Source organism: Agrobacterium larrymoorei (assembly GCF_037722385.1).
In the GTDB taxonomy this organism is placed as follows: Bacteria; Pseudomonadota; Alphaproteobacteria; order Rhizobiales; family Rhizobiaceae; genus Agrobacterium; species Agrobacterium larrymoorei_C.
In genome coordinates this window covers 46575-71126 of record NZ_JBBKAQ010000006.1, presented here as the reverse complement: position 1 = coordinate 71126, position 24552 = coordinate 46575, and the positions used below count along the sequence as shown (strand labels likewise).

General features: G+C 58.4%; 22 protein-coding genes. 12 read left to right on the top strand and 10 right to left on the bottom strand.

Annotated elements, in window-relative coordinates:
* Positions 1-16: 16 nt before the first annotated feature.
* Both WKI41_RS09990 and WKI41_RS09985 read left to right on the top strand, forming a co-directional pair.
* Entirely contained in the window at positions 17-2215 is a 2199-nt protein-coding gene (locus WKI41_RS09990) for a molybdopterin-containing oxidoreductase family protein (RefSeq protein ID WP_425341012.1), read from the top strand.
* Between the two features lie 11 nt (positions 2216-2226).
* Positions 2227-2844, top strand: coding sequence for an NUDIX domain-containing protein (locus tag WKI41_RS09985; RefSeq protein WP_340193333.1), 618 nt, complete (start codon positions 2227-2229; stop codon positions 2842-2844).
* A 17-nt stretch (positions 2845-2861) separates the two neighbouring features.
* On the opposite strand, the gene WKI41_RS09980 is transcribed toward WKI41_RS09985, so the two are convergent.
* On the bottom strand, positions 2862-3713 hold the full coding sequence (locus WKI41_RS09980; RefSeq protein ID WP_340193332.1) for a helix-turn-helix domain-containing protein: 852 nt from the start codon (positions 3711-3713) through the stop codon (positions 2862-2864).
* A gap of 130 nt (positions 3714-3843) precedes the next feature.
* Between WKI41_RS09980 and WKI41_RS09975 the strand changes: the two genes are divergently transcribed.
* On the top strand, positions 3844-4782 hold the full coding sequence (locus WKI41_RS09975) for a phytanoyl-CoA dioxygenase family protein (RefSeq protein ID WP_340193331.1): 939 nt from the start codon (positions 3844-3846) through the stop codon (positions 4780-4782).
* Positions 4783-4852: 70 nt separating this feature from the next.
* Here WKI41_RS09975 and purN read toward each other — a convergent pair whose 3' ends face one another.
* Both purN and purM read right to left on the bottom strand, forming a co-directional pair.
* Positions 4853-5512, bottom strand: a complete 660-nt coding sequence (purN, locus tag WKI41_RS09970) for a phosphoribosylglycinamide formyltransferase (protein WP_340193330.1) — start codon at positions 5510-5512, stop codon at positions 4853-4855.
* Entirely contained in the window at positions 5509-6582 is a 1074-nt protein-coding gene (gene purM / locus WKI41_RS09965) for a phosphoribosylformylglycinamidine cyclo-ligase (protein WP_340193329.1), read from the bottom strand. The genes purN and purM overlap by 4 nt, the downstream gene beginning before the upstream one ends.
* Positions 6583-6816: 234 nt before the next feature.
* Here purM and WKI41_RS09960 point away from each other — a divergent pair, with 234 nt between their 5' ends.
* The 5 genes from WKI41_RS09960 (at position 6817) to WKI41_RS21735 (ending at position 13354) form a co-directional block, all read left to right on the top strand.
* A complete protein-coding gene (locus WKI41_RS09960; RefSeq protein WP_340193328.1) occupies positions 6817-7971 on the top strand; it encodes an AI-2E family transporter in 1155 nt (384 codons plus the stop codon).
* A complete protein-coding gene (gene hdaA, locus WKI41_RS09955) occupies positions 7971-8684 on the top strand; it encodes a DnaA regulatory inactivator HdaA (RefSeq protein WP_340193327.1) in 714 nt (237 codons plus the stop codon). The genes WKI41_RS09960 and hdaA overlap by 1 nt, the downstream gene beginning before the upstream one ends.
* A complete protein-coding gene (locus tag WKI41_RS09950; protein WP_425341011.1) occupies positions 8681-10954 on the top strand; it encodes an RNA degradosome polyphosphate kinase in 2274 nt (757 codons plus the stop codon). Before hdaA ends, WKI41_RS09950 begins: the two co-directional genes overlap by 4 nt.
* Entirely contained in the window at positions 10951-12474 is a 1524-nt protein-coding gene (gene ppx / locus WKI41_RS09945; RefSeq protein WP_340193326.1) for an exopolyphosphatase, read from the top strand. The genes WKI41_RS09950 and ppx overlap by 4 nt, the downstream gene beginning before the upstream one ends.
* Before the next feature lie 592 nt (positions 12475-13066).
* Positions 13067-13354 carry an FAD-dependent monooxygenase gene (locus tag WKI41_RS21735; RefSeq protein ID WP_425341017.1) on the top strand — a complete coding sequence of 96 codons (288 nt, stop codon included), beginning with the start codon at positions 13067-13069 and terminating at the stop codon, positions 13352-13354.
* Between the two features lie 314 nt (positions 13355-13668).
* On the opposite strand, the gene WKI41_RS09935 is transcribed toward WKI41_RS21735, so the two are convergent.
* The 3 genes from WKI41_RS09935 to rnd form a co-directional block, all read right to left on the bottom strand.
* Positions 13669-15030 carry an esterase-like activity of phytase family protein gene (locus tag WKI41_RS09935; protein ID WP_340193324.1) on the bottom strand — a complete coding sequence of 454 codons (1362 nt, stop codon included), beginning with the start codon at positions 15028-15030 and terminating at the stop codon, positions 13669-13671.
* Between the two features lie 202 nt (positions 15031-15232).
* Positions 15233-16255: an adenylate/guanylate cyclase domain-containing protein gene (locus WKI41_RS09930; protein ID WP_340193323.1), complete on the bottom strand. Its 1023-nt coding sequence runs from the start codon at positions 16253-16255 to the stop codon at positions 15233-15235.
* A 173-nt stretch (positions 16256-16428) separates the two neighbouring features.
* Positions 16429-17598 (bottom strand): ribonuclease D, encoded by a 1170-nt coding sequence (rnd, locus tag WKI41_RS09925; protein WP_340193322.1) that lies wholly within the window; start codon positions 17596-17598, stop codon positions 16429-16431.
* Positions 17599-17884: 286 nt separating this feature from the next.
* Between rnd and aspS the strand changes: the two genes are divergently transcribed.
* Complete coding sequence (aspS, locus tag WKI41_RS09920) at positions 17885-19672, top strand: aspartate--tRNA ligase (RefSeq protein WP_340193321.1); 1788 nt, start codon at positions 17885-17887, stop codon at positions 19670-19672.
* A gap of 3 nt (positions 19673-19675) precedes the next feature.
* Positions 19676-20152 (top strand): FUSC family protein, encoded by a 477-nt coding sequence (locus WKI41_RS09915; RefSeq protein ID WP_340193320.1) that lies wholly within the window; start codon positions 19676-19678, stop codon positions 20150-20152.
* Positions 20153-20245: 93 nt separating this feature from the next.
* Here the strand turns inward: WKI41_RS09915 and WKI41_RS09910 are convergent, their stop codons facing one another.
* A complete protein-coding gene (locus tag WKI41_RS09910; RefSeq protein WP_340193319.1) occupies positions 20246-20881 on the bottom strand; it encodes a queuosine precursor transporter in 636 nt (211 codons plus the stop codon).
* A 194-nt stretch (positions 20882-21075) separates the two neighbouring features.
* On the bottom strand, positions 21076-21366 hold the full coding sequence (gene rpmB, locus WKI41_RS09905; RefSeq protein WP_062427600.1) for a 50S ribosomal protein L28: 291 nt from the start codon (positions 21364-21366) through the stop codon (positions 21076-21078).
* Positions 21367-21617: 251 nt separating this feature from the next.
* Here rpmB and WKI41_RS09900 point away from each other — a divergent pair, with 251 nt between their 5' ends.
* Complete coding sequence (locus WKI41_RS09900; RefSeq protein WP_340193318.1) at positions 21618-22391, top strand: DUF3108 domain-containing protein; 774 nt, start codon at positions 21618-21620, stop codon at positions 22389-22391.
* Between the two features lie 21 nt (positions 22392-22412).
* Here WKI41_RS09900 and WKI41_RS09895 read toward each other — a convergent pair whose 3' ends face one another.
* Positions 22413-22844 (bottom strand): cupin domain-containing protein, encoded by a 432-nt coding sequence (locus tag WKI41_RS09895; protein ID WP_340193317.1) that lies wholly within the window; start codon positions 22842-22844, stop codon positions 22413-22415.
* A complete protein-coding gene (gene gloB / locus WKI41_RS09890; protein WP_340193316.1) occupies positions 22844-23614 on the bottom strand; it encodes a hydroxyacylglutathione hydrolase in 771 nt (256 codons plus the stop codon). The genes WKI41_RS09895 and gloB overlap by 1 nt, the downstream gene beginning before the upstream one ends.
* A gap of 102 nt (positions 23615-23716) precedes the next feature.
* Between gloB and WKI41_RS09885 the strand changes: the two genes are divergently transcribed.
* Positions 23717-24490 carry a class I SAM-dependent methyltransferase gene (locus WKI41_RS09885; protein ID WP_340193315.1) on the top strand — a complete coding sequence of 258 codons (774 nt, stop codon included), beginning with the start codon at positions 23717-23719 and terminating at the stop codon, positions 24488-24490.
* Positions 24491-24552: the final 62 nt, after the last annotated feature.

The window sequence follows — 24552 nt, the reverse complement described above, 5'->3', positions numbered from 1 at the left end:
GGGGACGATGCCTTTTATGAATTATCTTGATGCGCGTCACTTCGGCCTTTTGGCCGCCTTTGACATGCCATATAGAAAATCCATGAACGTTGCGACCCCGATTTCCGCCAAAGCCGTGACCGAAGCCACCCGCGTCGGCCATACCGTATGCCCCCACGACTGTCCGAGCGCCTGCGCGCTGGAGGTCGATATCAACGCCGATGGCCGCATTGGCCGCGTGCGCGGGGCCAATGCCAACACCTACACGGCAGGTGTGATCTGCGCCAAGGTTGCCCGCTATTCGGAACGGATTTATCATCCAGGCCGGCTGCTGACGCCGAAGCGTCGCAAGGGTGCTAAAGGTGCTGGCGACTGGCAGGAGATTGGCTGGGATGATGCGCTGGACGAGATCGCCAATGCCTTCATCAAGGCGGAAGCTGCGCATGGCGCGGAAGCCGTCTGGCCCTATTTCTACGCCGGAACGATGGGGCAGGTGCAGCGCGACAGCATCGAGCGTCTTCGTCACGCCAAGAAGTATTCAGGCTTCTTCGGCTCCATCTGCACAAATATGGCATGGACCGGCTACGTGATGGGCACCGGCGCGCTGCGCGGGCCGGACCCGCGCGAGATGGCGAAAGCCGATGTCGTCGTCATCTGGGGCACCAATGCGGTGGCCACGCAGGTCAACGTCATGACCCATGCGGTCAAGGCGCGAAAAGAACGCGGTGCAAAGATCGTTGTTGTCGATATCTACGACAATCCAACGATGAAGCAGGCGGATATGAAGCTGGTCGTGCGGCCGGGCACGGATGCGGCGCTTGCCTGCGCCGTCATGCATATCGCTTTTCGCGATGGTTATGCCGACCGCGCCTACATGGAAAAATTCGCCGACGATCCGGCAGGGCTTGAAGTGCATCTTGCGTCGAAGACGCCGCAATGGGCTGCAGAGATCACCGGGCTTTCGGTGGAGGAGATCGAGGCTTTCGCATGGCTCGTGGGCACCACGAAGAAGAGCTTTTTCCGTCTGGGCTATGGTTTTGCGAGGCAGCGTAACGGCGCTGTTGCCATGCATGCTGCACTGTCGATCGCTACGGTTCTCGGCTCCTGGCAATATGAGGGCGGCGGTGCCTTCCACAACAACGGCGACATCTTCCGGCTGAACAAGGCGGAGTTGATGGGAACGGCCTATGCCGATCCGAATGTCCGCCAGCTCGACCAGTCGCAGGTCGGTCGCATCCTGACTGGCGATGCAAAAGCGCTTCGCGGTGGCGGGCCGGTAACGGCCATGTTGATCCAGAACACCAATCCGGCCAATGTCTGTCCCGAGCAGCGACTGGTCAGCCAAGGCTTCCAGCGCGAGGATCTGTTCGTCGCCGTGCATGAGCAGTTCATGACGGAGACGGCAGAGATTGCCGATATCGTCCTGCCGGCCACCATGTTCCTCGAGCATGACGATCTCTATCGTGCGGGTGGCCAGAACCATATTCTGCTGGGGCCCAAGCTGGTCGAGCCGCCTGAGACTGTGCGGACAAACCTCTTCGTTATCGAAGAACTCGCCAAGCGTCTCAGTGTCGATCAAATGCCGGGCTTCGGGCTGAGTGAACGCGACCACGTCGAGACCATTCTTCAAGCCAGCGGTTGGGGCAGCTTCGACAATCTTGCCGAAGAAAAGTGGATCGATGCCCAGCCGGAATTTGAGGTTGCCCATTATCTCCAAGGGTTTGGCTATGGCGACGGCAAGTTCCGTTTCAGCCCGGACTGGCAGAACGGACCTTCGCCCAACAAGCCTCCGAAAAATATCGGCGTCATGGGGCCTGCCGATGCCTTTCCAAAATTCCCCGATCAGGTCGATGTGATCGAAAGGGTGGACGCCGAACATCCTTTCCGGCTTGCCACGTCTCCGGCTCGCAACTTCCTGAATTCGACCTTTGCGGAAACCAAGACCTCGGTGCAAAAGGAAGGCCGTCCGGAATTGATGATTTCGCCCGTCGATGCTCTGCGGCTCGACATCGCAGAAGGTGATGTGGTGCAGATTGGCAATGCGCGCGGCGAAGTGCGCATTCACGCCAAAATCGTCGATGGCGCTCGCCCCGGCGTGCTGATCGCTGAAGGGCTATGGCCCAACAAGGCGCATCTCGATGGCGAGGGCATCAATGTCTTGACGGGCGCCGATGCTGTTGCGCCCTATGGCGGCGCGGCGTTCCACGATAACAAGGTGTGGCTGAAGAAAGCCTGACAGGAGTTTCCATGACTTGGTCCACCGCTGTTCCAGTATCGCAGGTCGATGACGAAGCGCGCGTGAAGCTCATCGAAAAGCAGACAGTTTGGAAAAACTTCATCCACCTGCAGACAATGATTTTCGAACAGCAGGCACGCGATGGGCGCACGTTCCGCATTCATCGCGAGGTCCACGACCACGGCGTCGCAGCCGCCATCCTGCTTTTCGATCCAAAACGGGAGGAAGTGGTGCTGGTGCGCCAGTTCCGCCCAGGCGCCTATGCGAACGGCGATCCAAGCTTCATGCTGGAAATTCCCGCCGGGCTGACGGATGGTGATCAGCCAGATGAGGCCATTCGCCGCGAATCCATGGAAGAGACGGGTTATGCCGTCAGCGCGCCGAGCTATCTCTTCGATACCTATGCAAGCCCCGGCACATTGACCGAAAAGGTCAGCCTTTTCTACGCCCGCGTCAATCTGGACGAGAAGGCGGGAGAGGGTGGCGGTCTCGAAAACGAGGGGGAGGACATTGAAGTTCTGACCGTGTCCCTCGACGTCGCCTACGGCATGATCGCAACCGGTGAGATCACCGACTCCAAGACAATCATCATGCTGCAATGGGCGATGCTCAACCGAGCGAGCTTGTAAGCTGGCCTTGCCTTCGCCTAACGCTGAAACGATGCGCGGTAAGCGCGCGGCGACATGCCGCGCAGACGGCGGAACTGCCGGTTGAAGTTGGCAAGCGACGCATAGCCTACTTCTGCCGCGATGAATTGAATGGGCTGGTTCGTCGCCGAAAGTCGCGAGCAGGCTTCGCCGATCCGCAGGCCGATCAGATACTCCGAAACACTGAGCTGCGTGTGCTTGCGAAAGAGCCGATGGAGGCCTGAAACGCTGAGCGCGGCGATCTCGGCGAGATCTTCCATGCGCAATGGCTGTTGATAGGAATGATGCAGGTGCTGCAACACGCGATCGATCCGCTCGCGACTGGCCTCAGCCTGCGGCGGCGCGGTTGCTGAAAGTGGTTGCGCCTCGAGTACCGAGATGCGCAGCAGAATGTCGAGCAGGCCGAAGAGGCTCTGGGCTGGTGGCCTGGAATAAATGGATTGGAAATCCGCCGCCAGCGACAGGCCGATGGACGGATCGAAAGCAAGACCACCGCCAGCGCGGTCGATCAGGCGGCGGACGGGGCGCAACTCCACCGTTTCGGTCGTCAACTGCTCAATCCATGCACGGCTGAACCAGAAGACGAGTGCGCTATGCGGTTCGCCTTCCCGAATTTTATCCCGGGATGCCCATGTGTGCGGCAGGTTCGGTCCGATGAGAACGAGATCGCCATCGTCGTAGCGATCCACATGGTCGCCGATAAAGCGTTGGCCGCGGGAGTTCAGTGTCAGTGTGAGTTCGAATTCAGGATGGTGATGCCACTCGAATGGAATGCCGTCTTCAAGACGCCTGTTCAGCCTGCTCCAGGATGAACCGGGCGGCAAGGGCAGGTGTTCAAGATAAGGCCGCATCGCGCACTCACCAAGTTGGAGACGCCAGAATAGTATCAAAATTGGCCCGTCTTCGACAACACAAATAGCTCGCATCGCTTATTCTGCATCCATCGCCTGTTGTTCAGGGAGATTTCGATGGGAGAGGAACATGCAAGCTAACGCAGCACTGAAACGCGACAGCCATCCGACGACCACTGCCACAACGCAGCTTAAGGATATCCACAAAACCTTGCCGCTGCGGGTTTTATCGCAGGCCGATTGGGAGCATTGGATTACCAAGGGCTATATCATTGTCCGCCAGGCGGTGCCTGCGGCCAATGTCGAGCGGCTTGTCGATCTGCTTTGGCGCTTTGACGAGAAGGATCCGAAAGATCCTTCCACCTGGTACGCGCCGCAGCGGCGCGAACACAAGATGAAGGAGCTCAACAATACCGGCATGCTGGAGATCTATAACCATCAGTATCTCTGGGATAACCGCATGGAGCAGCGCGTCTATGATATTTTCGTCGATATCTGGGATAGGGAAGACCTGTGGGTGACGATTGACCGTGCCAATCTCAACCCACCCAAAAAAGTGAAGGGTAATCCGAACGGCTTCATCCACTGGGATGTCGATACGTCCATCCGGCCCTTGCCGATTGGCGTACAAGGTGTGCTCAGTCTCCAGAAGCAGGACGGCGATGTCGGGGGCTTCCAATGCGTCCCGTATCTTTTCGAGCATTTTGACGAGTGGGTGGAGACACAGCCTGAGGATCGTGACCCGATGCATCCGGACATGACCGGTCTTTCGATCGTCAATATCGACATGGAGCCGGGAGATCTAATGCTCTTCAACTCGCTTCTGGCGCACGGCGTTAGACCCAATCACTCCGATGATCGGGTGCGCATGGCGCAATACATCTCCATGCATCCTGCCGAGTTCGATAACGAGACGGAACGACTGGAGCGCATTCGGCTGTGGAAAGAGCGCGATCACCCGCGCCGCGATGCATTTCCCGGGGATCCGCGCGAGTGGGAAAAGCACAATGCGCAGACGGCAAAACTTAACCCGCTGGGTGAAAAGCTGCTTGGGTTGCAGCGCTGGTGAGGATGCTGTGGGGTCGTCTTCCATATGGGATGGCGACCCGGTCATCACGACTTTTGGCTAACATCCGCCGTTAGACGGAGATGAGCGTCTGGAGTTCGGAACTGCTGTCTGTACTCCGGACGACCTTCCCGCCTTCCATCCGCACTTTACCTTCAGCCAGCAAGCGCAGTGACAGCGGATAAAGCTTGTGCTCAACCGTCAGAACGCGGGCGGCGAGGCTCTCAGCCGTGTCGCCAGCCGTTACCGGCACGGCGGCCTGGCCGATAACCGGTCCCTCATCCATGCCCTCTGTTACGAAATGCACTGTACAGCCGGTGATTTTCGTGCCGCTGTCGATGGCGCGTTGATGCGTGTGGAGGCCCGGAAAGAGCGGCAGGAGCGAGGGATGGATATTGATGATCCGTCCCTCATAAGGCGCAATAAACGCGCCCGAGATCAGACGCATATAGCCGGCAAGGCAGATGATGTCAGGCGCAAGCTCGCCGAGCGCTGCCAGGATTGCAGCTTCATGCTCGCTCTTGCTCGCATAATTCTTGCGCTCGAAGACCAGCGTCGGAATGCCAAAGCCTTGCGCCTTGGCAAGGCCGCCTGCCGTCGGCTTGTCGGAGATGACGCAGGTGATTTCGGCCGGAAAATCCGGGTCACGGCAGGCTTGTGCCAGCGCTACCATGTTGGAGCCGCTGCCGGAAATGAAGACGACGACACGCTTGCGGGGAGCGCTGACGCTCATAGCGCGAGCGTACCCTTGTAGATCGTGCCATGCGCGCCCTCTTCACGGGCAACCATGCGCCCAAGCGGGAAGACGGTCTCGCCTTGCGCCGTCAAGGCGTCCGTCACCGTCTTGGCATTCTCGGCGGAAACGACGACGATCATGCCGACGCCGCAGTTGAAGGTGCGCAGCATTTCATTCGCCGCAACGCCGCCGGTCTTGGCGAGCCACGAGAAGACGGCAGGTACTTTAATGGATTCGAGATCGATCTCTGCGGCGAGATGCTTAGGCAGCACCCGCGGAATGTTTTCTGGAAAACCGCCGCCGGTGATGTGGGCGAGCGCCTTCAGCGCGCCCGTCTCGCGGATCGCCTTTAGAAGCGGCTTCACATAGATGCGGGTTGGCGTGAGCAGCGCTTCGCCGAGCTTCTTACCTTCGGCGAAAGGAGCGGGCGCATCCCAGCCGAGGCCGGAGAGCGACACGATCTTGCGCACCAGCGAGAAGCCGTTGGAGTGAACGCCCGATGACGAAAGGCCGAGGATCACGTCGCCTTCAGCAATGTCGCCTGCCGGCAGAAGCTTTCCGCGTTCGGCAGCGCCGACTGCAAAGCCCGCGAGATCATAGTCTCCATCGGAATACATGCCTGGCATTTCAGCCGTCTCCCCGCCGATCAGCGCACAACCGGATTCCAGGCAACCTGCGGCGATGCCGTTGACAATCGCTGCACCCTGATCCGGATCGAGCTTTCCGGTGGCAAAATAGTCTAGGAAGAAGAGCGGCTCTGCACCCTGAACGACAAGATCGTTGACGCACATGGCGACGAGATCAATGCCGACGGTGTCGTGGAAATTCGCGTCGATCGCAATTTTTAGCTTGGTGCCGACGCCATCATTGGCGGCAACCAGAACCGGGTCGGTGAAGCCCGCAGCTTTGAGATCGAACAGGCCGCCGAAACCGCCGATTTCGCCATCTGCACCTGGGCGGCGAGTGGAGCGGACGGCCGGCTTGATCTTCTCGACCATCAGGTTTCCGGCATCGATATCGACGCCTGCATCGCTGTAGGTAAGACCGTTCTTGCCTGACTGGCTCATGGCTCTCGTCTCCGCTGGTTTTGTTGGGCTCGCCATTCGCATGAGACGGGTGTCGATGCAAGCATAAGAGCGCTGCAGCCAATGTTTTTCGCGCCTTTTTGCCCGCGTCGAGGCCTTGAGCAATGCGCTGTTGAGGTGTCTGACCACCTGTCGTCACCCTTGACCTCTCCCCTCGGGGCATCCTATCTCGTTGCAGTGCGTTATGAGGCGTCACGTGCCGCGAAGGAAAATGAGATGCAGCCACAGATCAGAGGCATCAATCTAAGACGCCAGATATTCTTCTGGCTGGGTGCGCTTGTCGTTTTCGTCGTCTTCCTGATGGTGTTCAGCTCCATTTTGCTGCCCTTCGTTGCGGGCATGGCGCTTGCTTACTTCCTGGATCCGGTCGCCGACTGGTTGGAGCGTCGCGGTTTGAGCCGGATGATGGCGAGCGTATTCATCCTCATCTCCTTCGTGCTCCTCTTCGCGCTGTCATTGATCATCATCATTCCGTTGATCGCCGCACAGGCGTCGGACTTCATCAGTCGGATCCCATCCTACATCTCCGCGCTCCAAAACCTGATTGCCGGTGCCGATACCAATCTGCTTCCGTCCTGGGTCAGCGCTCAGATCGACACCGTCAAGGAAAACTTCTCCAAGCTTTTGACGGAAGGTGCGGGTTTTATCGGCACCTTGCTGACCCAGATCTGGAACTCGGGCAAGTCGCTGGTCGACGTTATTTCGTTGCTCGTCGTCACCCCCGTCGTCGCCTTCTATCTGCTGCTCGACTGGGACCGAATGATCGACAAGGTCGACAGCTGGGTACCGCGCGATCATGTTGCAACGGTGCGTCAAATCGCCCGTGACATGGATGCGACCATTGCCGGCTTTATCCGGGGCCAAGGCTCGCTCTGCATCATTCTCGGCGTCTATTACGCCGTTGGCCTCTCGCTTGTCGGCCTGAACTTCGGTCTCCTGATCGGCATGTTTGCCGGCGCCATCAGCTTCATTCCCTATATTGGCTCGATGGTGGGGCTGGTTCTTGCCGTTGGCGTGGCGCTTGTTCAGTTCTGGCCGGATTATATCTATGTCATCCTGACGCTGGCAGTATTCTTCTCGGGCCAGTTCATCGAGGGCAATATTCTTCAGCCGAAGTTGGTCGGCAGCAGCGTCGGTCTGCATCCGGTGTGGTTGATGTTTGCGCTCTTTGCTTTCGGCGCGCTGTTCGGCTTTGTCGGCCTGTTGGTGGCTGTGCCGGCAGCGGCCGCGGTTGGCGTTCTGGTTCGCTTTGCCTTGTCTCGATATCTGGAAAGCGATCTCTATCATGGACGCGCGGCCAATCTGCCTTGGCAACCCGATATCGTGCCTTCGCCGAAGATCGATGCGCAGATCGATTCCAGAGCCGATTGATGAACGAAAGTGATAAGCCCGGCCCGTTCCGGCCCAAAGCCGAACAGTTGCCGCTGGCCTTCTCTCATAGTAGCGCCACCGGTCGCGAGGATTTGCTGGTCGCCGCTCCATTGGATGCGGCCGTCAGTATCGTCGATGAATGGCCGAAATGGCCGTCTCCGGTCGTCATTCTTGCCGGCCCTCCAGGGTCTGGAAAATCGCATCTTGCTGCGATCTGGAAGAACACCAGCGGTGCCGTGGCGATCAATCCTCAACCGGGATCGGATGCCGCACGCGCTGCCGAGAAGGCGCCCGTCCTGCTTGAAGATGCCGATCGTGTCGGCTTCGACGACACCGAGCTTTTCCACGTCATCAACAGCGTGCGGGAAAACGGAACGTCGCTTTTGATCACGACACGGCATTGGCCGGCTACCTGGCCCGTCAAGCTGCCGGATCTGCGCTCACGCCTGAAAGCGGCGACTGTGGTGGAGATCGGCGAGCCGGACGAGAACCTTTTGGCGCAAGTGCTGATGAAACTCTTCGCCGACCGTCAGCTTTACATGGATGACAAACTCGTCAGCTATATCGTGGCGCGAATGGAGCGGTCGCTGGATACGGCGCAGATCATCGTGGAGCGGCTGGATCGACTGGCGCTTTCTCGTGGCACGCGCATCAGCCGGTCGTTGGCGGCAGAAGTTCTGAACGAATTGGGTGCCGCTTCACAGGACGATTGACTGTCATAGTTCCGTCGTCAAACTGTTATACGGGCATGGAAACTGGACAAAGGGTGGGCGACTTGATGGATTCGGCGGTGCAGGAAGAGTTGGAAGGCGGTCAGTCGGCACAGGCAACGGAGGTTGAAAATCTCTGGGAGAGCCCCACTCGATTTGTGAACCGCGAATTCTCCTGGCTGCAGTTCAACCGCCGTGTTCTGGAAGAAACGCTGAACCCCGCGCATCCGCTTCTGGAAAGACTGCGCTTCCTTTCCATTTCCGCCGCCAACCTCGATGAATTCTTCATGGTGCGCGTCGCCGGCCTCGAAGGCCAGGTGCGCCAGTCGGTGACCATGAAAACCCCGGACGGAAAGACGCCGGCCGAGCAGCTTGAAGACATCCTGAAGGAAATCGACAATCTGCAGATGGAGCAGCAGGCCTCGCTTGCCGTCCTGCAGCAGTACCTCGCCAAGGAAGATATCTATATCGTTCGCCCCGGCGCGCTTTCGGACGAAGACCGCACCTGGCTTGAGAACGAGTTCGAGGAGCGAATTTTCCCGGTTCTGACGCCGCTCTCCATCGATCCGGCGCACCCGTTCCCCTTCATCCCAAATCTCGGCTTCTCGATGGGTCTGCAGCTTGACAGCGTCAATGGCCGCGAGCCGATGACGGCGCTCTTGCGTCTGCCGACCGCACTCGACCGCTTCATCCGCTTGCCCGACGACAAGACAGCGATCCGATACATCACGCTGGAAGATACGGTCGGTCTTTTCATCCACAGGCTTTACCCTGGATATACCGTTCGTGGCTTCGGCACCTTCCGCATTATTCGTGACAGCGATATCGAGCTGGAAGAAGAGGCTGAAGATCTGGTGCGCTACTTTGAAAGCGCGCTGAAACGCCGTCGTCGCGGTTCGGTGATCCGTATCGAGACCGACAGTGAAATGCCGCATTCCTTGCGCCAGTTCGTGGTCCACGAACTCGACGTGCCGGAAAATCGTGTGGCGGTTCTGCCTGGTCTTCTGGCGCTGAACACCATCTCTGAGCTTGCCAAGGCCCCGAGAGAAGACCTCAAGTTCGAAGCCTATAATGCCCGCTTCCCGGAGCGTGTTCGTGAACATATGGGCGACTGCCTTGCCGCTATCCGCGAAAAGGACATGGTGGTTCACCACCCTTACGAAAGCTTCGACGTTGTCGTGCAGTTCCTGCTGCAGGCCGCGCGCGATCCGGACGTTCTGGCAATCAAGCAGACGCTTTACCGTACCTCCAATGACAGCCCGATCGTTCGTGCGCTGATCGACGCTGCCGAACTCGGAAAGTCGGTGACGGCACTCGTGGAATTGAAGGCGCGCTTCGACGAAGAGGCCAATATCCGCTGGGCGCGCGATCTGGAGCGTGCGGGCGTGCAGGTCGTGTTCGGCTTCATCGAGCTCAAGACCCACGCGAAGATGTCGATGGTTGTGCGCCGTGAAGATGGCAAGCTGCGCACCTATTGCCACCTCGGCACCGGCAACTACCACCCTGTTACGGCGAAGATCTATACCGACCTGTCGTTCTTCACCTGCAATCCGAAGATTGCCCATGACATGGCCAATATCTTCAACTTCATCACCGGTTATGGCGAGCCGGAAGAAGGCATGAAGCTGGCGGTCTCGCCCTATACGCTGCGCCCGCGCATCCTCAAGCACATCAACGACGAAATCGAGCACGCCAAGAATGGTGCGCCGGCTGCCATCTGGATGAAGATGAATTCTCTGGTCGATCCGGAGATCATCGACGCGCTCTACCGCGCCAGTGCGGCAGGCGTGGAAATCGATCTCGTGGTACGCGGCATTTGCTGCCTTCGCCCGCAGGTGCCGGGTCTATCGGACAATATTCGCGTCAAATCGATCGTCGGCCGCTTTCTGGAACACAGCCGCATCTTCTGCTTCGGCAATGGTCACGGCCTGCCATCGGACAAGGCGCTGGTCTATATCGGCTCCGCCGACATGATGCCGCGAAACCTCGATCGTCGCGTCGAGACCCTCGTTCCGCTCGTCAATCCAACTGTGCATGAGCAGGTTCTTTCACAGATCATGCTCGGCAATCTCATTGACAACCAGCAAAGCTACGAGATACTTCCCGACGGAACGTCCAGGCGTATCGAGGTGCGCAAGGGCGAGGAACCGTTCAACGCGCAGCACTATTTCATGACCAATCCCAGCCTGTCCGGACGTGGTGAAGCTTTGAAATCCAGTGCGCCAAAACTGATTGCCGGGTTGATCTCTTCCCGCAAGAAACAGGCTGAATGACACGATCAGAAGCACAGGGGCGGCTCGTCGGCCATGCTCCCGTTTCCGTCATCGATATCGGTTCGAACTCGGTTCGCCTTGTCGTTTATGAAGGCCTATCTCGCGCGCCTGTGGTGCTGTTCAACGAAAAGGTTCTCTGTGGCCTTGGCAAAGGCTTGGCCCTGACCGGACGTATGGACGACGAAGGGGTGCGGCGAGCGCTGATGACGCTGCGCCGTTTCCGCGCACTGTCCGATCAGGCACAGGCGACCCAGGTGCACGTCCTGGCCACAGCAGCGGCCCGAGAAGCGGAAAACGGACCCGACTTCATTCGCGATGCGGAAGCCATTCTCGGTTGCGAGATCGAAGTTCTTTCCGGCGAGCGCGAGGCACTTTACTCGGCCTATGGCGTCATCAGCGGATTTTACGATCCCGATGGCATTGCCGGCGACTTGGGCGGCGGATCGCTCGAATTGATCGACATCAAGGGAAATATCTGCGGCCAGGGGATCACGCTGCCGCTCGGCGGTTTGAGGCTCTCCGAACAGGCAGGTGGCTCTCTCGAAAAGGCGACGGCTTTTGCCAAAAAGCAGGTCAAGAAGAGTGGCGATTTGCTGGCGGCCGGCGAAGGCCGGACCTTCTATGCCGTCGGTGGCACCTGGCGCAACATCGCCAAGCTGCATATGGAGATCACCCATTATCCCCTGCATATGATGCAGGGCTATGAGCTTCCGCTTCAGGAAATGTTGAACTTCTTGAATGAGGTCATCGCCTCCAAGGACAGCAAGGACCCGGCCTGGCAGGCCGTTTCCAAGAACCGCCGCTCGCTTCTGCCCTTTGGTGCGATCGCGATGCGTGAGGTTTTGGAGGTCATGAGGCCAGCGAAGATTGCCTTTTCGGCACAAGGTGTGCGTGAAGGTTATCTCTATTCGCTTCTCTCCGAGACTGATCAAGCTGCCGATCCACTGCTTGTCGCGGCCGATGAACTGGCGGTTTTGCGCGCCCGTTCGCCTGAGCACGCGCGCGAACTGGCGGATTGGACCGGTAGAACCGTGCCGGTTTTCGGCATCGATGAAACCGAAGAAGAAGGCCGATACCGGCAAGCAGCTTGCCTGCTCGCAGATATCAGCTGGCGCGCTCATCCAGATTACCGTGGGCTTCAGGCGCTGAACGTCATTGCCCATTCATCCTTCGTGTCGATCACCCATCCAGGGCGGGCTTTCATTGCGCTTGCCAATTACTATCGCTTCGAAGGCCTGAACGATAACGGCACGACGCAGTCGCTTGCCGACATGGCCGGTCCTCGCCTGCTAGAGCTTGCCAAGCTGCTGGGCGGATTACTGCGTGTCGTCTACCTGTTCTCGGCCTCCATGCCCGGTGTGGTCGATCATCTGCGGTTTCGAAAGTCTGACAACCCGGATCTCGATCTGGAATTCGTCGTGCCGCACGACTATTGCGATTTCGCTGGTGAGCGTCTTGAGGGCCGTCTTCAGCAACTGGGGAAGCTTACGGGTAAGCGGCTGGCATTCGTTTTCGAGTAATGTCAGCGTAGCGCACGGGCCCCTCTATTGATTGATATTCTGCGGAGCTTGGCATGTCCGTCACGCGATAGACATGCCATGTTCTCATCGCAAAGCTTCCATTGCGCTCGTTCTAAGCGCGGGTCCGTCATTTTCTTGACCTTTGGCCGCTGTTAGTCGGCCAATATCCGCGAAATCGCACATTGTGGACGGGTTGGGTTTGTTTCGGCTTTTGTGGACGCGAAAATCATGTGTTGCCTCTTGGTCAAAGCCCCTATTGCTGTCTTTTTGGCCCGCCTGATGGTTCCCGTGGCGGCGCTACCGCTTTTGCATTATAATTCTCATCGCAAGGCAACATGACTTCACTATTGAAGCCACTCTCAGTTCGGGGGCGTGTGACGATATGACGAAGACCAAGATGATTATGTGCCACGTCTGCGAAGGTTGGTTTCCAGCGGGATCGACGGTTTGTTCTCACTGTGGAACGCCTGTTCAAACAGCCGGGGAGGCTTACGCGGGGAACCTGCGTATTACACTCATTTTCGCAGCAATTGTTTCTGCAACGGCCATCCTATATTCTTTCATCTTCCGATGATCGCAAGGGCGATATCGCATCGTTGCAACCCTTGCTGACACGCCGGACTACGCGGATGCCTCGGCTATCCCGCGGCTCCAGCATGAGCGTGACGACGTCCGTCAAACTGCGCGGATCGATCGGATTATCTGGAGTTCGCGTTTTCGCGTCCATCACCGTCTTGTCACCCACCTGGTGGCTGGCACCTTCATCCTGTGCGGAGATGCGGAGCATGTCCACAGTCCAGGGGGCAGGGAACGAACCTTGGAATTCGCGATGCGGTCTCTCTGGTGGGGGCACCAAAGTGTGCATAGGCTAAGGCTCTAGGACGTCTTGATGAATGGGCCGGCAGCTCGCGTAATGCCGCAAAGGTGTGAACGGCATAACTTACCGCATGACACGTGCTGCCACATTCCGTTCCCTTCCAGCCAGAACAATACGCAATACCACGTTAGGCGTTTCCGGCTCTATGCTGACGGCGCGGAAGCCTGTCGCGCGCAGGATCGCAGGGATGGAGGGATGAGGCGCGCAGGTCATCGATCATCGCGGAGTGCTCATTTGCGCCTTGAGAGCCCCAACGCCACCCGGTGGTTGTTGACCACCACCTGGTGGCGTTGGATGTTTTGTGATCTGCCAGCGCGTCACTTTGCGTCAAGCAGATCTTTCACGTCGAGGATGACGAACTCGTTGTCGTCTGCCTTGTCCAGTGCCCGACCGGCCGAGAAGGGCAGGTTGTTGTCGTTGCCGACGATGATATGGCTGGCATCGACACGATCGACATTTTCGATCGTCACGAACGGCATGGTGTAGATGCCGTTTTCAGAACCCTGGCTCGCCTTTTTGTCTGGATCGGCGATATTCATCAGATCGATATAGCCGATCTTGCGGGCGACCTTGCCGACATTGGCGTCGCTGAACTCGATCTTGTAGATGCGCTTCAACTTGGCAGGTGCTGCAAAGCAGTTCGGCTCCGGCTTCTTGGGATCGGCGCAGGCCTTGTCAGACGTGCCGGCGCCATTGTCACGCTCGATCACCAGTGCGGTGCTGTCGTCCAGCATATTGAAGTCGCCGATCGCTTCTCCGCCTTCAGCGAGAGGATAGAGCCAGGTGCGACCCGTCCATGCCTTGGAGGCAACATCGAGTTCGATGATGCGCAGACCCGTTGCGCCGTCTTGCGTCTTTTCGACCTGACCATCTGCTGTGTAGAGAGGGCCCTCCAGCAGACCGTAAAGCTTCGTGCCATCCTTGGAGAGCGCCATGCCCTCAAAGCCACCGGAGCGCTTCAGGTTGAAGGCAGGCAGCTTCTGCGTAGGATTGCCGGGAAGCGTAAGCATCGGGTTATCCGGAGACTTGACGTCGATGTCGCCGGCTTTGGTCGCAATGACATCCGTCAGCTTGCCGTCGCGGGTGAACTTCAGAATGTAGGGGCCGAATTCTTCGCCGACCCAGAAACCGTCAGCGACCGGCTGGATGGACTCTACATCGAAATCCGCACCGGTCAGATAGCGCTTGTCCGATCCTTCCATGACGATCGGGAAGGGAGCCTTCTTGTCGGGATCGGACAGAAAGACCGTCTCGAGCGCATTCACATTGCCGGCATCCCAGTCAAACTTCAGATGGTGAAGCATCAGCATCGCATCGCTGGAATTCAACTTCGAGCCGAAGCCGTTGTCGGATAGGCTCCAGTAGGTCCCGTCTTCCATCGCCTTGATGCCGGAGAAGCCTTGCATCGCCTGGCCGTTAAACGGCATGGAGAGGCCGGTCGGTCGAACGCCATCCTTACCCGGCACGGTGCCGATGCCGTCCGCACGCTTGCGGTCCGCCGTGGTGAACTTGCCTGCACTTTTCAAAAAGTCCGGGGCGTCGGTCGGTGCGGGGATGATGGTGTTGGCTGGCAGAACGGCCTGCGACACGAGCTTTGCCGGAAATTCTTTCTCAGCGGCAACCGCATGAAGGGTGCCGAGCGAGAGGAAAACAGCTGAAGAAAGCAGGATTTTTTTCATGGAGCGTACCTGTCTGTTGCATAGAGCGCCTTGCGTTTTTCAGGACGCAAAAAGGACGCTCTAACTTTTTGAATCTACGCATCGTGCTTTCCGAAAATCGATTCCGATTTTCGGGCCGATGCTGTAGAGGAGCAACGGACCGATAGGCGGGCTTTGTGACAGGCGCACGAAACCGCTTTGAAGCTTTGATGACGATGTTCTTTTATAAGGCCGGCTGGCGGCTGAGCGCGCAGACACCGAGGGTCTGACCACGACCTTTGACTGCGTGTTCACCGAGATATTCGCTTCTGATACCCTTGGGGAGCAAAAGTTGATGGGCAAGATCGGACGATATCAGGATCGGGTGTCCAAGCATCTTGCTGAGCGATTCCAACCGCGCTGTCGTGTTCACCGTGTCGCCAAAATAGGTGATCTTGTGATGGTCCACGCCAATTTCCGCGGTAATCACCGGTCCGCCATGGATGGCGAAGCGGAGTTTTGGAACCGTACCGAAATTGGCGATCCAGGTCGCGCGTGTGCTTTCGATTTGCGACAGGATATCGAAGACGCAGTTGATGCAGGCCGCACGACGGATCGCAAGATGATAGGGCCAGGTGATGATTGCCGCGTCGCCGATATAGTCGTCTATGACACCGCCATGTTTCCTGACCGGAGCGGCATAGGCGGAGAAAAGCTCTCCTAGAAACTCCTGTGCCTTGAGGTCTCCATGGGTTTCGGCGAAGGAGGTGGAACCGACGAGATCGATGAAGAGAAAGACGCGTTCTTCGCTGACCGGCCTGCGATAGCGTCCCAGGATCAGGTCTATGAAGATGTCGCGTCCCAGGAGCTCGCGCACACGCATGATGAAGACGATGATGGCGCAGACACCCAGCGTAAACACCATCGTCTGCATTTCCGCATGCACGGCGCGCGCCCAGCTTGTGGGAAGAACGCCGGTCGCCCACAGAATGGTGCCGCCGAGACCGAATCCACAAAAGACGAGGATGACATACACGACCATTCCGACCGCAATATAAGCGGGAGTCGGCAGCATGCTGATCTTTTTGGAAAGGCCCGGGAGAATATGGCCACGTTCGAAGGCGAGAATCGGCGCGCAGGCGAACAGGGCGTAGGTTGCCCCAATAAATGCACCGCCGCCATATTCGAGGAATGCATAGACCACGCCGCTTCCGGCAACCGCCAGAAACAGCACGACATAGTCCAGCATCGCCAGAATTTTTCTCATCGTCTGCCCTTAAAAGAGGGGTGGGGTGCCACTTCCTCCCAAGTGAGCAGGTCGATTCCTCCGGTGCGGGATCATAATGCGGATCAGGTGCCGCCAAAAGAGATGTTTAAGCAATCTCTCAGGAAGAGCTGCAGTTGTGGCAGTTTTGCAAGAGGCCGGCTTGTGCCGACGAGTTATGCAGTGCCCGGATCCTGAGTGGGCATCTCCACGGCCTCAACCTTCTTGCCGGCAAAGCGCAGCGCGACCTCTCCGCGGATGAGCTTCAAGGCAGGCTCACCGAAAAGTTCACGCCGCCAGCCGGATAGCGCCTGAACCTCGGCCTTCTCGCCTTCGGACGCGATCTTGTCGAGATCGTCGCTGTTGGCGATCACCTTGGCGGCGACGCCGTGCTTGTCCGCCGTCAGCTTCAAGAGCACTTTCAACAATTCTACCGCGGCGCCAGAGCCTTCCGGAGAATGGCTGTGGCGCGGAGCCTGCGGCATGTCCGCCTTGGGGAGGGCGAGCGCTGCATTGACAGTCTCGATGATGGCTGTGCCAGAGGTAGAGCGTTCCCAACCCTTTGGGATGGTGCGCAGGCGCGACAGCGCCTCTGCGTCCTTCGGCTGCTGCTGCGCAATTTCAAAAATTGCATCGTCCTTCAGCACGCGGGAGCGGGGAACGTTGCGCGAGCGCGCCTCGCGCTCTCTCCAGGCCGCGACGAATTTCAGAATGGCAAGCTCGGTCGGCTTGCGCAGACGCGACTTCAGTCGCAGCCATGCATCGTCGGGATGCATGTCATAGGTTTCGCGCGCTTCGAGAATATCCATCTCTTCCTTGAGCCAGGAGGAACGGCCTTCACGCTCCAGCTGCGCCTTGAGCGCCAGATAGACATCGCGCAGATGGGTTACGTCGGCCAACGCGTAGTCCAGCTGCTTTTCCGAAAGCGGACGGCGGCTCCAATCGGTGAAGCGCGATGATTTGTCGATCTGGACGTTCTTGGTTTTTTGCACCAGCTGGTCGTAGGAAATCGAATCGCCGAAACCGCAGACCATGGCCGCGACCTGGGTATCGAAGATCGGATGCGGGATGAGACCGCCGAGATGATAGATGATCTCGATGTCCTGACGGGCGGCGTGGAAGACCTTCACGACATTCGCATCTGCCATCAGTTCGAAGAGCGGCGTCAGATCGATCCCCTTCGCCATCGGGTCTACCAGCACTTCAAGCGTAGGGCTCGCCATCTGCACGAGACAGAGCTGCGGCCAGAAGGTGGTTTCGCGCAGAAACTCTGTATCGATGGTGACGAATTCCGATTTCGCCAGCTCCCTGCAGGCGTCGGCGAGTGCTGCTGTCGTTTCAATCATTACGTTCGGCCAGTCCTGGAAAACACTCCGTCTTACTTTCCCTTTGGGGCCCGCATGTCAATATGAGAGGCGGCTTTACTTCGCGCTTTGCCCTGCCAATCGTCCATCTTCACCCGTATTTTGTCCCTGATCAGGCTCTCCGTGGCGTTTCTAAGGACAATCTACTGCGGCAGCGAAGCCGCGCGCGTGGCGCTTTTCCTTGACAAATCGATTCAGCCATGCGCTTTTCCGCCAAATTTCGAAAGTCGGCCGCAGAGGCCATGACACCCTTCTTCAGGATACCATCATGCATCGCTACCGCAGCCACACCTGTGCCGCTCTTCGCAAGTCTCATGTCGGCGAGACCGTTCGTCTTTCCGGTTGGGTGCATCGCGTTCGAGACCATGGCGGCGTTCTCTTCATCGACCTTCGCGACCATTACGGCATCACTCAGGTGGTTGCCGATCCGGACAGCCCGGCTTTCAAGGCGGCTGAAACGGTGCGCGGCGAGTGGGTGATCCGTATCGACGGCACGGTGAAGGCGCGTTCGGAAGACACCGTCAACAAGGGCATGGCAACCGGCGAGATCGAACTCTACGCGCAAGAGATCGAAGTCCTGGGTGTTGCCAAGGAATTGCCGCTGCCAGTCTTCGGTGAGCCGGATTATCCGGAAGACGTTCGTCTGAAGTATCGCTTCCTCGATCTTCGCCGCGAGACGCTGCACAAGAACATCGTCAAGCGCACGCAGATCATCTCCGCCATGCGCAACGGCATGGCCGAGGCTGGCTTTGCCGAGTATACGACGCCGATCCTGACGGCATCTTCGCCGGAAGGCGCGCGCGACTTCCTCGTGCCGAGCCGTATTCACGAAGGCAAATTCTTCGCCCTGCCGCAGGCGCCGCAGCAGTACAAGCAGCTTCTGATGGTTGCCGGTTTCGACCGGTACTTCCAGATTGCGCCCTGCTTCCGCGATGAAGACCCACGTGCCGACCGCCTTCCAGGCGAGTTCTACCAGCTCGACGTGGAAATGAGCTTCGTGACCCAGGAAGACGTCTGGGCAACCATGGAGCCGATGATGACATCGGTTCTGGAGCAGTTTGCCGAAGGCAAGCCGGTCACGAAAGAATGGCCGCGTATTCCTTACGACGAAGCGATCCGCAAATACGGCTCCGACAAGCCGGACCTGCGCAACCCGATCGTCATGCAGGCGGTAACCGAGCATTTCGCCGGTTCCGGCTTCAAGGTCTTCGCAAACATGATCGCGTCGAACCCAAAGGTCGAAGTTTGGGCAATCCCGGCCAAGACCGGCGGCAGCCGCGCTTTCTGCGACCGCATGAATGCCTGGGCGCAGGGCCAGGGCCAGCCTGGCCTCGGCTATATCTTCTGGAAGGAAGAGGACGGCAAGATCGCAGGCTCCGGTCCGCTCGCCAAGAACATCGGCGAGGAGCGCACCGAGGCGCTTCGCACGCAGCTTGGCCTGGAAGCCGGGGATGCCTGCTTCTTCGTGGCTGGTGATCCTGCCAAGTTCTACAAGTTTGCCGGTGAGGCCCGCACCCGCGCTGGCGAGGAATTGAACCTCGTCGATCGCGACCGCTTCGAGCTGTGCTGGATCGTCGATTTCCCCTTCTTCGAATACAACGAGGAAGACAAGAAGATCGATTTTGCCCACAACCCCTTCTCCATGCCGCAGGGCGGTATGGAAGCGCTGGACGGTCATGATCCGCTGTCGATCAAGGCTTACCAGTATGACGCCGTCTGCAACGGCTTCGAGATCGCTTCCGGTTCCATCCGTAACCAGTCGCCGGAGCTTATGGTCAAGGCGTTCGAAAAGGTCGGTTTGTCGCAGAGCGACGTGGAAGAGCGTTTCGGCGGTCTCTACCGTGCCTTCCAGTACGGCGCGCCTCCGCATGGCGGTTGCGCCTTCGGTATCGACCGCGTGGTCATGCTGTTGGTCGGCGCGAAGAACCTGCGCGAAATCACGCTGTTCCCGATGAACCAGCAGGCGCAGGATCTTCTGATGAACGCGCCGTCGCCTGCAACGCCGACACAGCTTCGCGAACTGGCTCTGCGCGTCGTTCCGTCCAAGAAGGACTGATCGATGCTCAGGCTGATCGCCGAGCGTCTCCAGTCAGCTTTTACCCGTGCACTTGCGGCAGCCTTGGCTGCCGCTTTTGCGTTCTGGGCGTCGCGTCATCTGCTTGGCCATCAGCAGCCGGTTTTTGCTGCAATCAGCGCCCTGATCTGTCTGGCACCAGGCATACCAAGCCAGATTCGCCAAGGCATGGGTCTGATCGTCGGTGTCACCGTCGGCATTGTGGTCGGCGAACTGGCGCTCGTCATTCCGCCGGAACTTGCAGAGCTCAGGATGGCGTCAGCCACTTTCATCGCTATGATGATCGCGGTTGCCTTTGGTATGCCGCCGGTAGTGCCAATCCAGGCTGGCGCATCCGCGATGCTGGTGCTGTTAATGGGGCCACAGATTGCGGGTCTCGCGCGCTTTCTCGATGTGCTGATCGGTGCTTCAACAGGCCTTCTCGTGGCGTTCGTCTTCTTCCGAGAGCGGTTGAAGTTTTAAGGCGCTTTCGGCTTCAAACGACAAAAGCAGCGAAGGCGATCAACCTTCACTGTTTCATGTCGAACTGGCAGATTTCTATTAAGTGAGACTAGCTCAGGCCGAGCGTGCTGGCGGCATGGGCTTCAGCGTGTTCATCAGAGCGCCATAGGGCAGCAAAAGGACGAGACCCACCAGAACCTTGACCGACAGATCTCCGAGCGCCCAGGATATCCACCGCGGTGCCTCGGCTGAGAAGATACCGAGGATCGGCGCGTTCTCAATGGCGAAAGCATCGTTCGGACCGACGAAAGCGAAGCTTGCTGCAAAGGCGATCGAGAAGAACAAGGCGGTATCGAGAACCGAGCCGAGCATTGAACCCGCCAGCGGCGCGCGCCACCAGCTCTGGCGACGCAGACGATTGAAGACGGAGATGTCGAGCAATTGGCCAATCAAGTAGGCGGTGCCGGACGCAATCGCGATGCGCGGCAATGAGGTCCAGAAGGACAGCGTCACGCCGACGACAAAGCCTGCCAGCACGACGCGGCGCGCGACGGAGGGACCGAACTGCCGGTTGGTTAGATCCGTCACGAGAAATGCGACCGGATAGGTGAATGCACCCCAGGTCAGCAAATCGCCGAGATTGATGCCGAAGAGCGTACCGGACAGCGGATATTGAACGAGAATATTGGATGCGACGACGACGAGAGTCATCAGCAACACATAGATGAGCGTTTGGCGCAGGTAAGGCATTTTTTTATCCTGGGTGATGCCACCAGTTGGAGAAAACATATGCAGGCTGCAAGCGTCTCAGACGGCTATGCAGCCTTGCGTGAAAAGGGGGAAGAGCGGATGCCAAAGCACAAGGCTGCCCTCCACAAAATACAAAAGGCTTGAGCGGCAGAGCCATTCAAGCCTTTTGAAAAGGATAGACGTCTGAGCTGCGATTACGCGGCTTCAGCGGTCTTCTTTGCGATCTGGCGACGCAGCAGACGTGCGCGCATCGACAGATCGTTTTCGTCAGACTTCAGAAGGAAGGCATCGAGGCCACCACGATGTTCAACGGAGCGCAGAGCAGCTGCGGAAACGCGCAGACGGAAACGCTGGCCGAGAGAATCGGAAATCAGGGTCACCTGGCAGAGGTTCGGGAGGAACCGGCGCTTGGTTCTGTTGTTGGCGTGGCTGACGTTGTTGCCCGTCTGGACGCCCTTGCCGGTCAATTCGCATACACGGGACATGGGTACACCTATTCGTTGTCACTGTGCGGCTGTCAGTCTGCTCTCCGGCAAAATCCGGTTTGCAATCCAACAGCCGATGATTGGAAAGTTGCGGTTCTATAGTCAGACCCGTTGGTGCAGTCAAGCCGCTCGCGCCTTTTTGTGCGCGATTTCACCGGTTTTGCTGTGGCTTCCGCTTTTTTATTGCCACAAGTGGGCGTATATGATCGCCGCAGATGCGCGGCTTTCGGTGCCGTCGAGGTGATATCTCCATGATCGTCAATGCACAAAGACTTTTTGCCGCGGCCACGCTGGTGTTTTGCGGGCTTTCCCCGGCTGTTGCCGCCGAATCGCGCCATGACAGCGAGTATTCGATCGCGCTTGGACCATTGCCGATCGCGCGCGCCAACTTCTCGACCAAGATGAATGGCTCGACCTATTCGATTTCCGGCTCTTTCAGCTCTGCGGGCATCGCCAGCGTGCTCAAAGACATTTCCGGCAAGACAACCGTGTCCGGCGCCAAGCGCGGCAACCGCTTGCAAGCGAATGAATACTCGCTGGTCTACAAGGACGGTAAGCGGACGCGGACATACGACGTGCAGTATCGCAATGGCAACGTTACCTCCACCACCGTCAATCCCGCGCCAAAATCTCGGCCGGATAATTGGGTGGACGTGAGGGATCGCGATCTTCGTTCGGTGCTCGATCCGATCTCCGGGCTGATCTTCCCGGTCGGTGGGCGCATTTGCCCGAGCCGCTTGCCGATCTATGACGGTGAGTCGCGTCTTGATCTGGTGTTGAGCTCCAGCGGCACCAAGCCGTTCAAGACCAATGGCTTTGCCGGCGACGCTGTCGTCTGCAACATGCGCTACGTTCCGAAATCCGGCTTCCGAAAGGGCCGCAAGGATATCGAATATCTGAAGTCGATCTCCATGGAAGTGTGGTTTGCCAAGGCAAACACCATGGATGTTTATGCGCCGGTCTATGCGCGCATCCCGACAAAGGTCGGCCAAGTCTACATCACTGCGACCAAATATGGCGGCTGATCGCTTTTAAACAAAGGCTCCTTAACCCGGCTCCCAGCCGGGTTCCGCCATCACGAAACTGTCGAAGACGAAGCCCGGCGCTACCGTGCAGCCAACCAGCGTAAAGTCGCCGAGGCTTTCTGCCGCCTGCCACCAGCTCGCCGGAACGATTGCCTGCGGCTGCTCACCGTCCATTACCGCAGGGCCAAGCCGAACGGTCGAAACACTTTTGCCGTCTTCAGACAAATGGAGCGATAGCGGTGCTCCGGCGTAGTAGTGCCAGACCTCCACTGCGTCGACCACCTTGTGCCAGTGCGAGCGCTGACCCCTTTCGAGCAGATAGTAGATCGCCGTCGAGTGGCCGCGCTCTCCACCATTGGAATCGCGAAAGGTCTGGCGATAAAAGCCGCCTTCGGGATGTGGCTCAAGATTAAGTGCGGCGATAATGGCGGCAGCAGACTGTACGGCTGCCATCAGAACTTGTCCTTGCGGGCTCTGATCTCAGCAAAGACATCTTCGTCCGTCGCACTTTCCAAGCCAAGATGAGCGCGAATGCTGGAGTCAGCCACGCGCATATAGGGGTTGGTCTGCTTCTCGAGCGCGATGGTCGTGGGAATGGTGAAGCGGCCCTCGTTGCGCAGTGCTTCGACTTCGCTCAGGCGGCGCGTCAATGCCTCGTTCTCTGGATCGACGGTGACCGCGAAGCGCGCATTCGAAAGCGTGTACTCATGGCCGAAATAAACTTGCGTATCGTCCGGCAAAACCATCAGCTTCTGGAACGAGTGCCACATATCGGCGGCTGGGCGCTCGAACAGGCGGCCGCAGCCCATGGCAAACAGCGTATCGGCTGCAAAGAGCAAGCCATCGTCAGGGAAATAGTAGCAGATATGTCCTGCCGTATGCCCAGGTGTGGCAATGATCTGTACGCGGCGTCCGGCAATCTCGAATTCGTCGCCATCAGCTGCAGTCTTGTCGAGGCCGGGAATGGCGATCGCCTCATCATGCGGCCCGCGGATTTCGCAGTGGAAGCGCTCTTTTAATGCGAGATTGGCGTCCACGTGATCCTGATGGTGATGGGTGGTGAAGATATGGGTCAACTGCCAGCCGCGGCGATTGAGGGCGTCCAGGATCGGCGTTTCTTCCGGTGCGTCGATGGAGATCGTCGTGCCGCTTTCGCCATCGTGCAAAAGCACGCCGAAATTATCGCTGCGGCATTGAAAGACTTCGATATCCAGCGGCTTCATGGTTCGCTCCCTTATTTCGCATCAAATCTATCTCCTCTATTTAGGTGACGGGCGCTTGAAGTCCAAGCTTGAAGTCCGCTCTACAGCCGCTACATTCCAGCCATGAACACCGATATCGTCGATCTGCGCGAATTTTATCATTCCCCGCTTGGCCGATCTGCCGAACAGGCGATCACCATGGCGCTAGCGACGCTCTGGCCGTCCTTGCCGGACGAACGTCTGGTCGGGCTCGGCTATGCGGTGCCGTTTCTTGACCGGTTTCGTCACGATACCGAGCGCACCTTTGCCTTCATGCCGGCCGGGCAGGGCGCGGTGAATTGGCCGGCAGGCGAGCTGTCCTCTACAGCGCTGGTCTTCGATGAGGAACTGCCGCTGCCCGATTCGTCCATCGATCGCGTGTTGATGATCCACTCGCTGGAATTCGTCGAAAATCCGCGCGAGGCACTGAAGGAACTGTGGCGGGTGCTTGCGCCGGGCGGGCGTCTTGTGATCGTGGTGCCGAACCGGCGCGGGGTATGGGCGCGTATGGAGCATACGCCTTTCGGTTCTGGACGCCCCTATTCCCGCAGCCAGTTGACGGCCCTTCTGCGCGAGACGAACTTCACCCCCGGCGCCTCTTCCGAAGCGCTGTTCTTCCCACCGTCCAAAGTGCGATCGGTGTTGAAATTTCGCCGCTACATGGAAACGATGGGGCGCAGACTGTGGCCGGTCTTTTCCGGCGTCATCATCGTCGAGGCGCAAAAGCGTCTCTACCAGGGACTGCCGGTGACGCAGCGTGCGTCCCGCCGTGTCTTCGTGCCGGTGCTTGCGCCGCAGGGCGTGCCCAGCACCCGGACAACCTTGACGCATGGCCGCGAGCAGCAAAAGACGCGCTGATACTCGACAAAGAGCCGCTTCCAGTCTAATGCCTTCGGCATTGTCAGGCCGGATTTCCCGGC

Excerpts from the sequence above, each read along its gene's own strand:
- WKI41_RS09985 (WP_340193333.1), top strand. The coding sequence starts at position 2,227 with ATGACTTGGTCCACCGCTGTTCCAGTATCGCAGGTCGATGACGAAGCG.
- rpmB (WP_062427600.1), bottom strand. The coding sequence starts at position 21,366 with ATGTCCCGTGTATGCGAATTGACCGGCAAGGGCGTCCAGACGGGCAAC.
- WKI41_RS09960 (WP_340193328.1), top strand. The coding sequence starts at position 6,817 with ATGCAGCCACAGATCAGAGGCATCAATCTAAGACGCCAGATATTCTTC.
- WKI41_RS09935 (WP_340193324.1), bottom strand. The coding sequence starts at position 15,030 with ATGAAAAAAATCCTGCTTTCTTCAGCTGTTTTCCTCTCGCTCGGCACC.
- WKI41_RS09975 (WP_340193331.1), top strand. The coding sequence starts at position 3,844 with ATGCAAGCTAACGCAGCACTGAAACGCGACAGCCATCCGACGACCACT.
- ppx (WP_340193326.1), top strand. The coding sequence starts at position 10,951 with ATGACACGATCAGAAGCACAGGGGCGGCTCGTCGGCCATGCTCCCGTT.
- WKI41_RS09930 (WP_340193323.1), bottom strand. The coding sequence starts at position 16,255 with ATGAGAAAAATTCTGGCGATGCTGGACTATGTCGTGCTGTTTCTGGCG.
- rnd (WP_340193322.1), bottom strand. The coding sequence starts at position 17,598 with ATGATTGAAACGACAGCAGCACTCGCCGACGCCTGCAGGGAGCTGGCG.
- WKI41_RS09900 (WP_340193318.1), top strand. The coding sequence starts at position 21,618 with ATGATCGTCAATGCACAAAGACTTTTTGCCGCGGCCACGCTGGTGTTT.
- WKI41_RS09895 (WP_340193317.1), bottom strand. The coding sequence starts at position 22,844 with ATGGCAGCCGTACAGTCTGCTGCCGCCATTATCGCCGCACTTAATCTT.
- purM (WP_340193329.1), bottom strand. The coding sequence starts at position 6,582 with ATGAGCCAGTCAGGCAAGAACGGTCTTACCTACAGCGATGCAGGCGTC.
- aspS (WP_340193321.1), top strand. The coding sequence starts at position 17,885 with ATGCATCGCTACCGCAGCCACACCTGTGCCGCTCTTCGCAAGTCTCAT.
- gloB (WP_340193316.1), bottom strand. The coding sequence starts at position 23,614 with ATGAAGCCGCTGGATATCGAAGTCTTTCAATGCCGCAGCGATAATTTC.
- purN (WP_340193330.1), bottom strand. The coding sequence starts at position 5,512 with ATGAGCGTCAGCGCTCCCCGCAAGCGTGTCGTCGTCTTCATTTCCGGC.
- WKI41_RS09980 (WP_340193332.1), bottom strand. The coding sequence starts at position 3,713 with ATGCGGCCTTATCTTGAACACCTGCCCTTGCCGCCCGGTTCATCCTGG.
- WKI41_RS09910 (WP_340193319.1), bottom strand. The coding sequence starts at position 20,881 with ATGCCTTACCTGCGCCAAACGCTCATCTATGTGTTGCTGATGACTCTC.
- hdaA (WP_340193327.1), top strand. The coding sequence starts at position 7,971 with ATGAACGAAAGTGATAAGCCCGGCCCGTTCCGGCCCAAAGCCGAACAG.
- WKI41_RS09915 (WP_340193320.1), top strand. The coding sequence starts at position 19,676 with ATGCTCAGGCTGATCGCCGAGCGTCTCCAGTCAGCTTTTACCCGTGCA.
- WKI41_RS09885 (WP_340193315.1), top strand. The coding sequence starts at position 23,717 with ATGAACACCGATATCGTCGATCTGCGCGAATTTTATCATTCCCCGCTT.
- WKI41_RS09990 (WP_425341012.1), top strand. The coding sequence starts at position 17 with ATGAATTATCTTGATGCGCGTCACTTCGGCCTTTTGGCCGCCTTTGAC.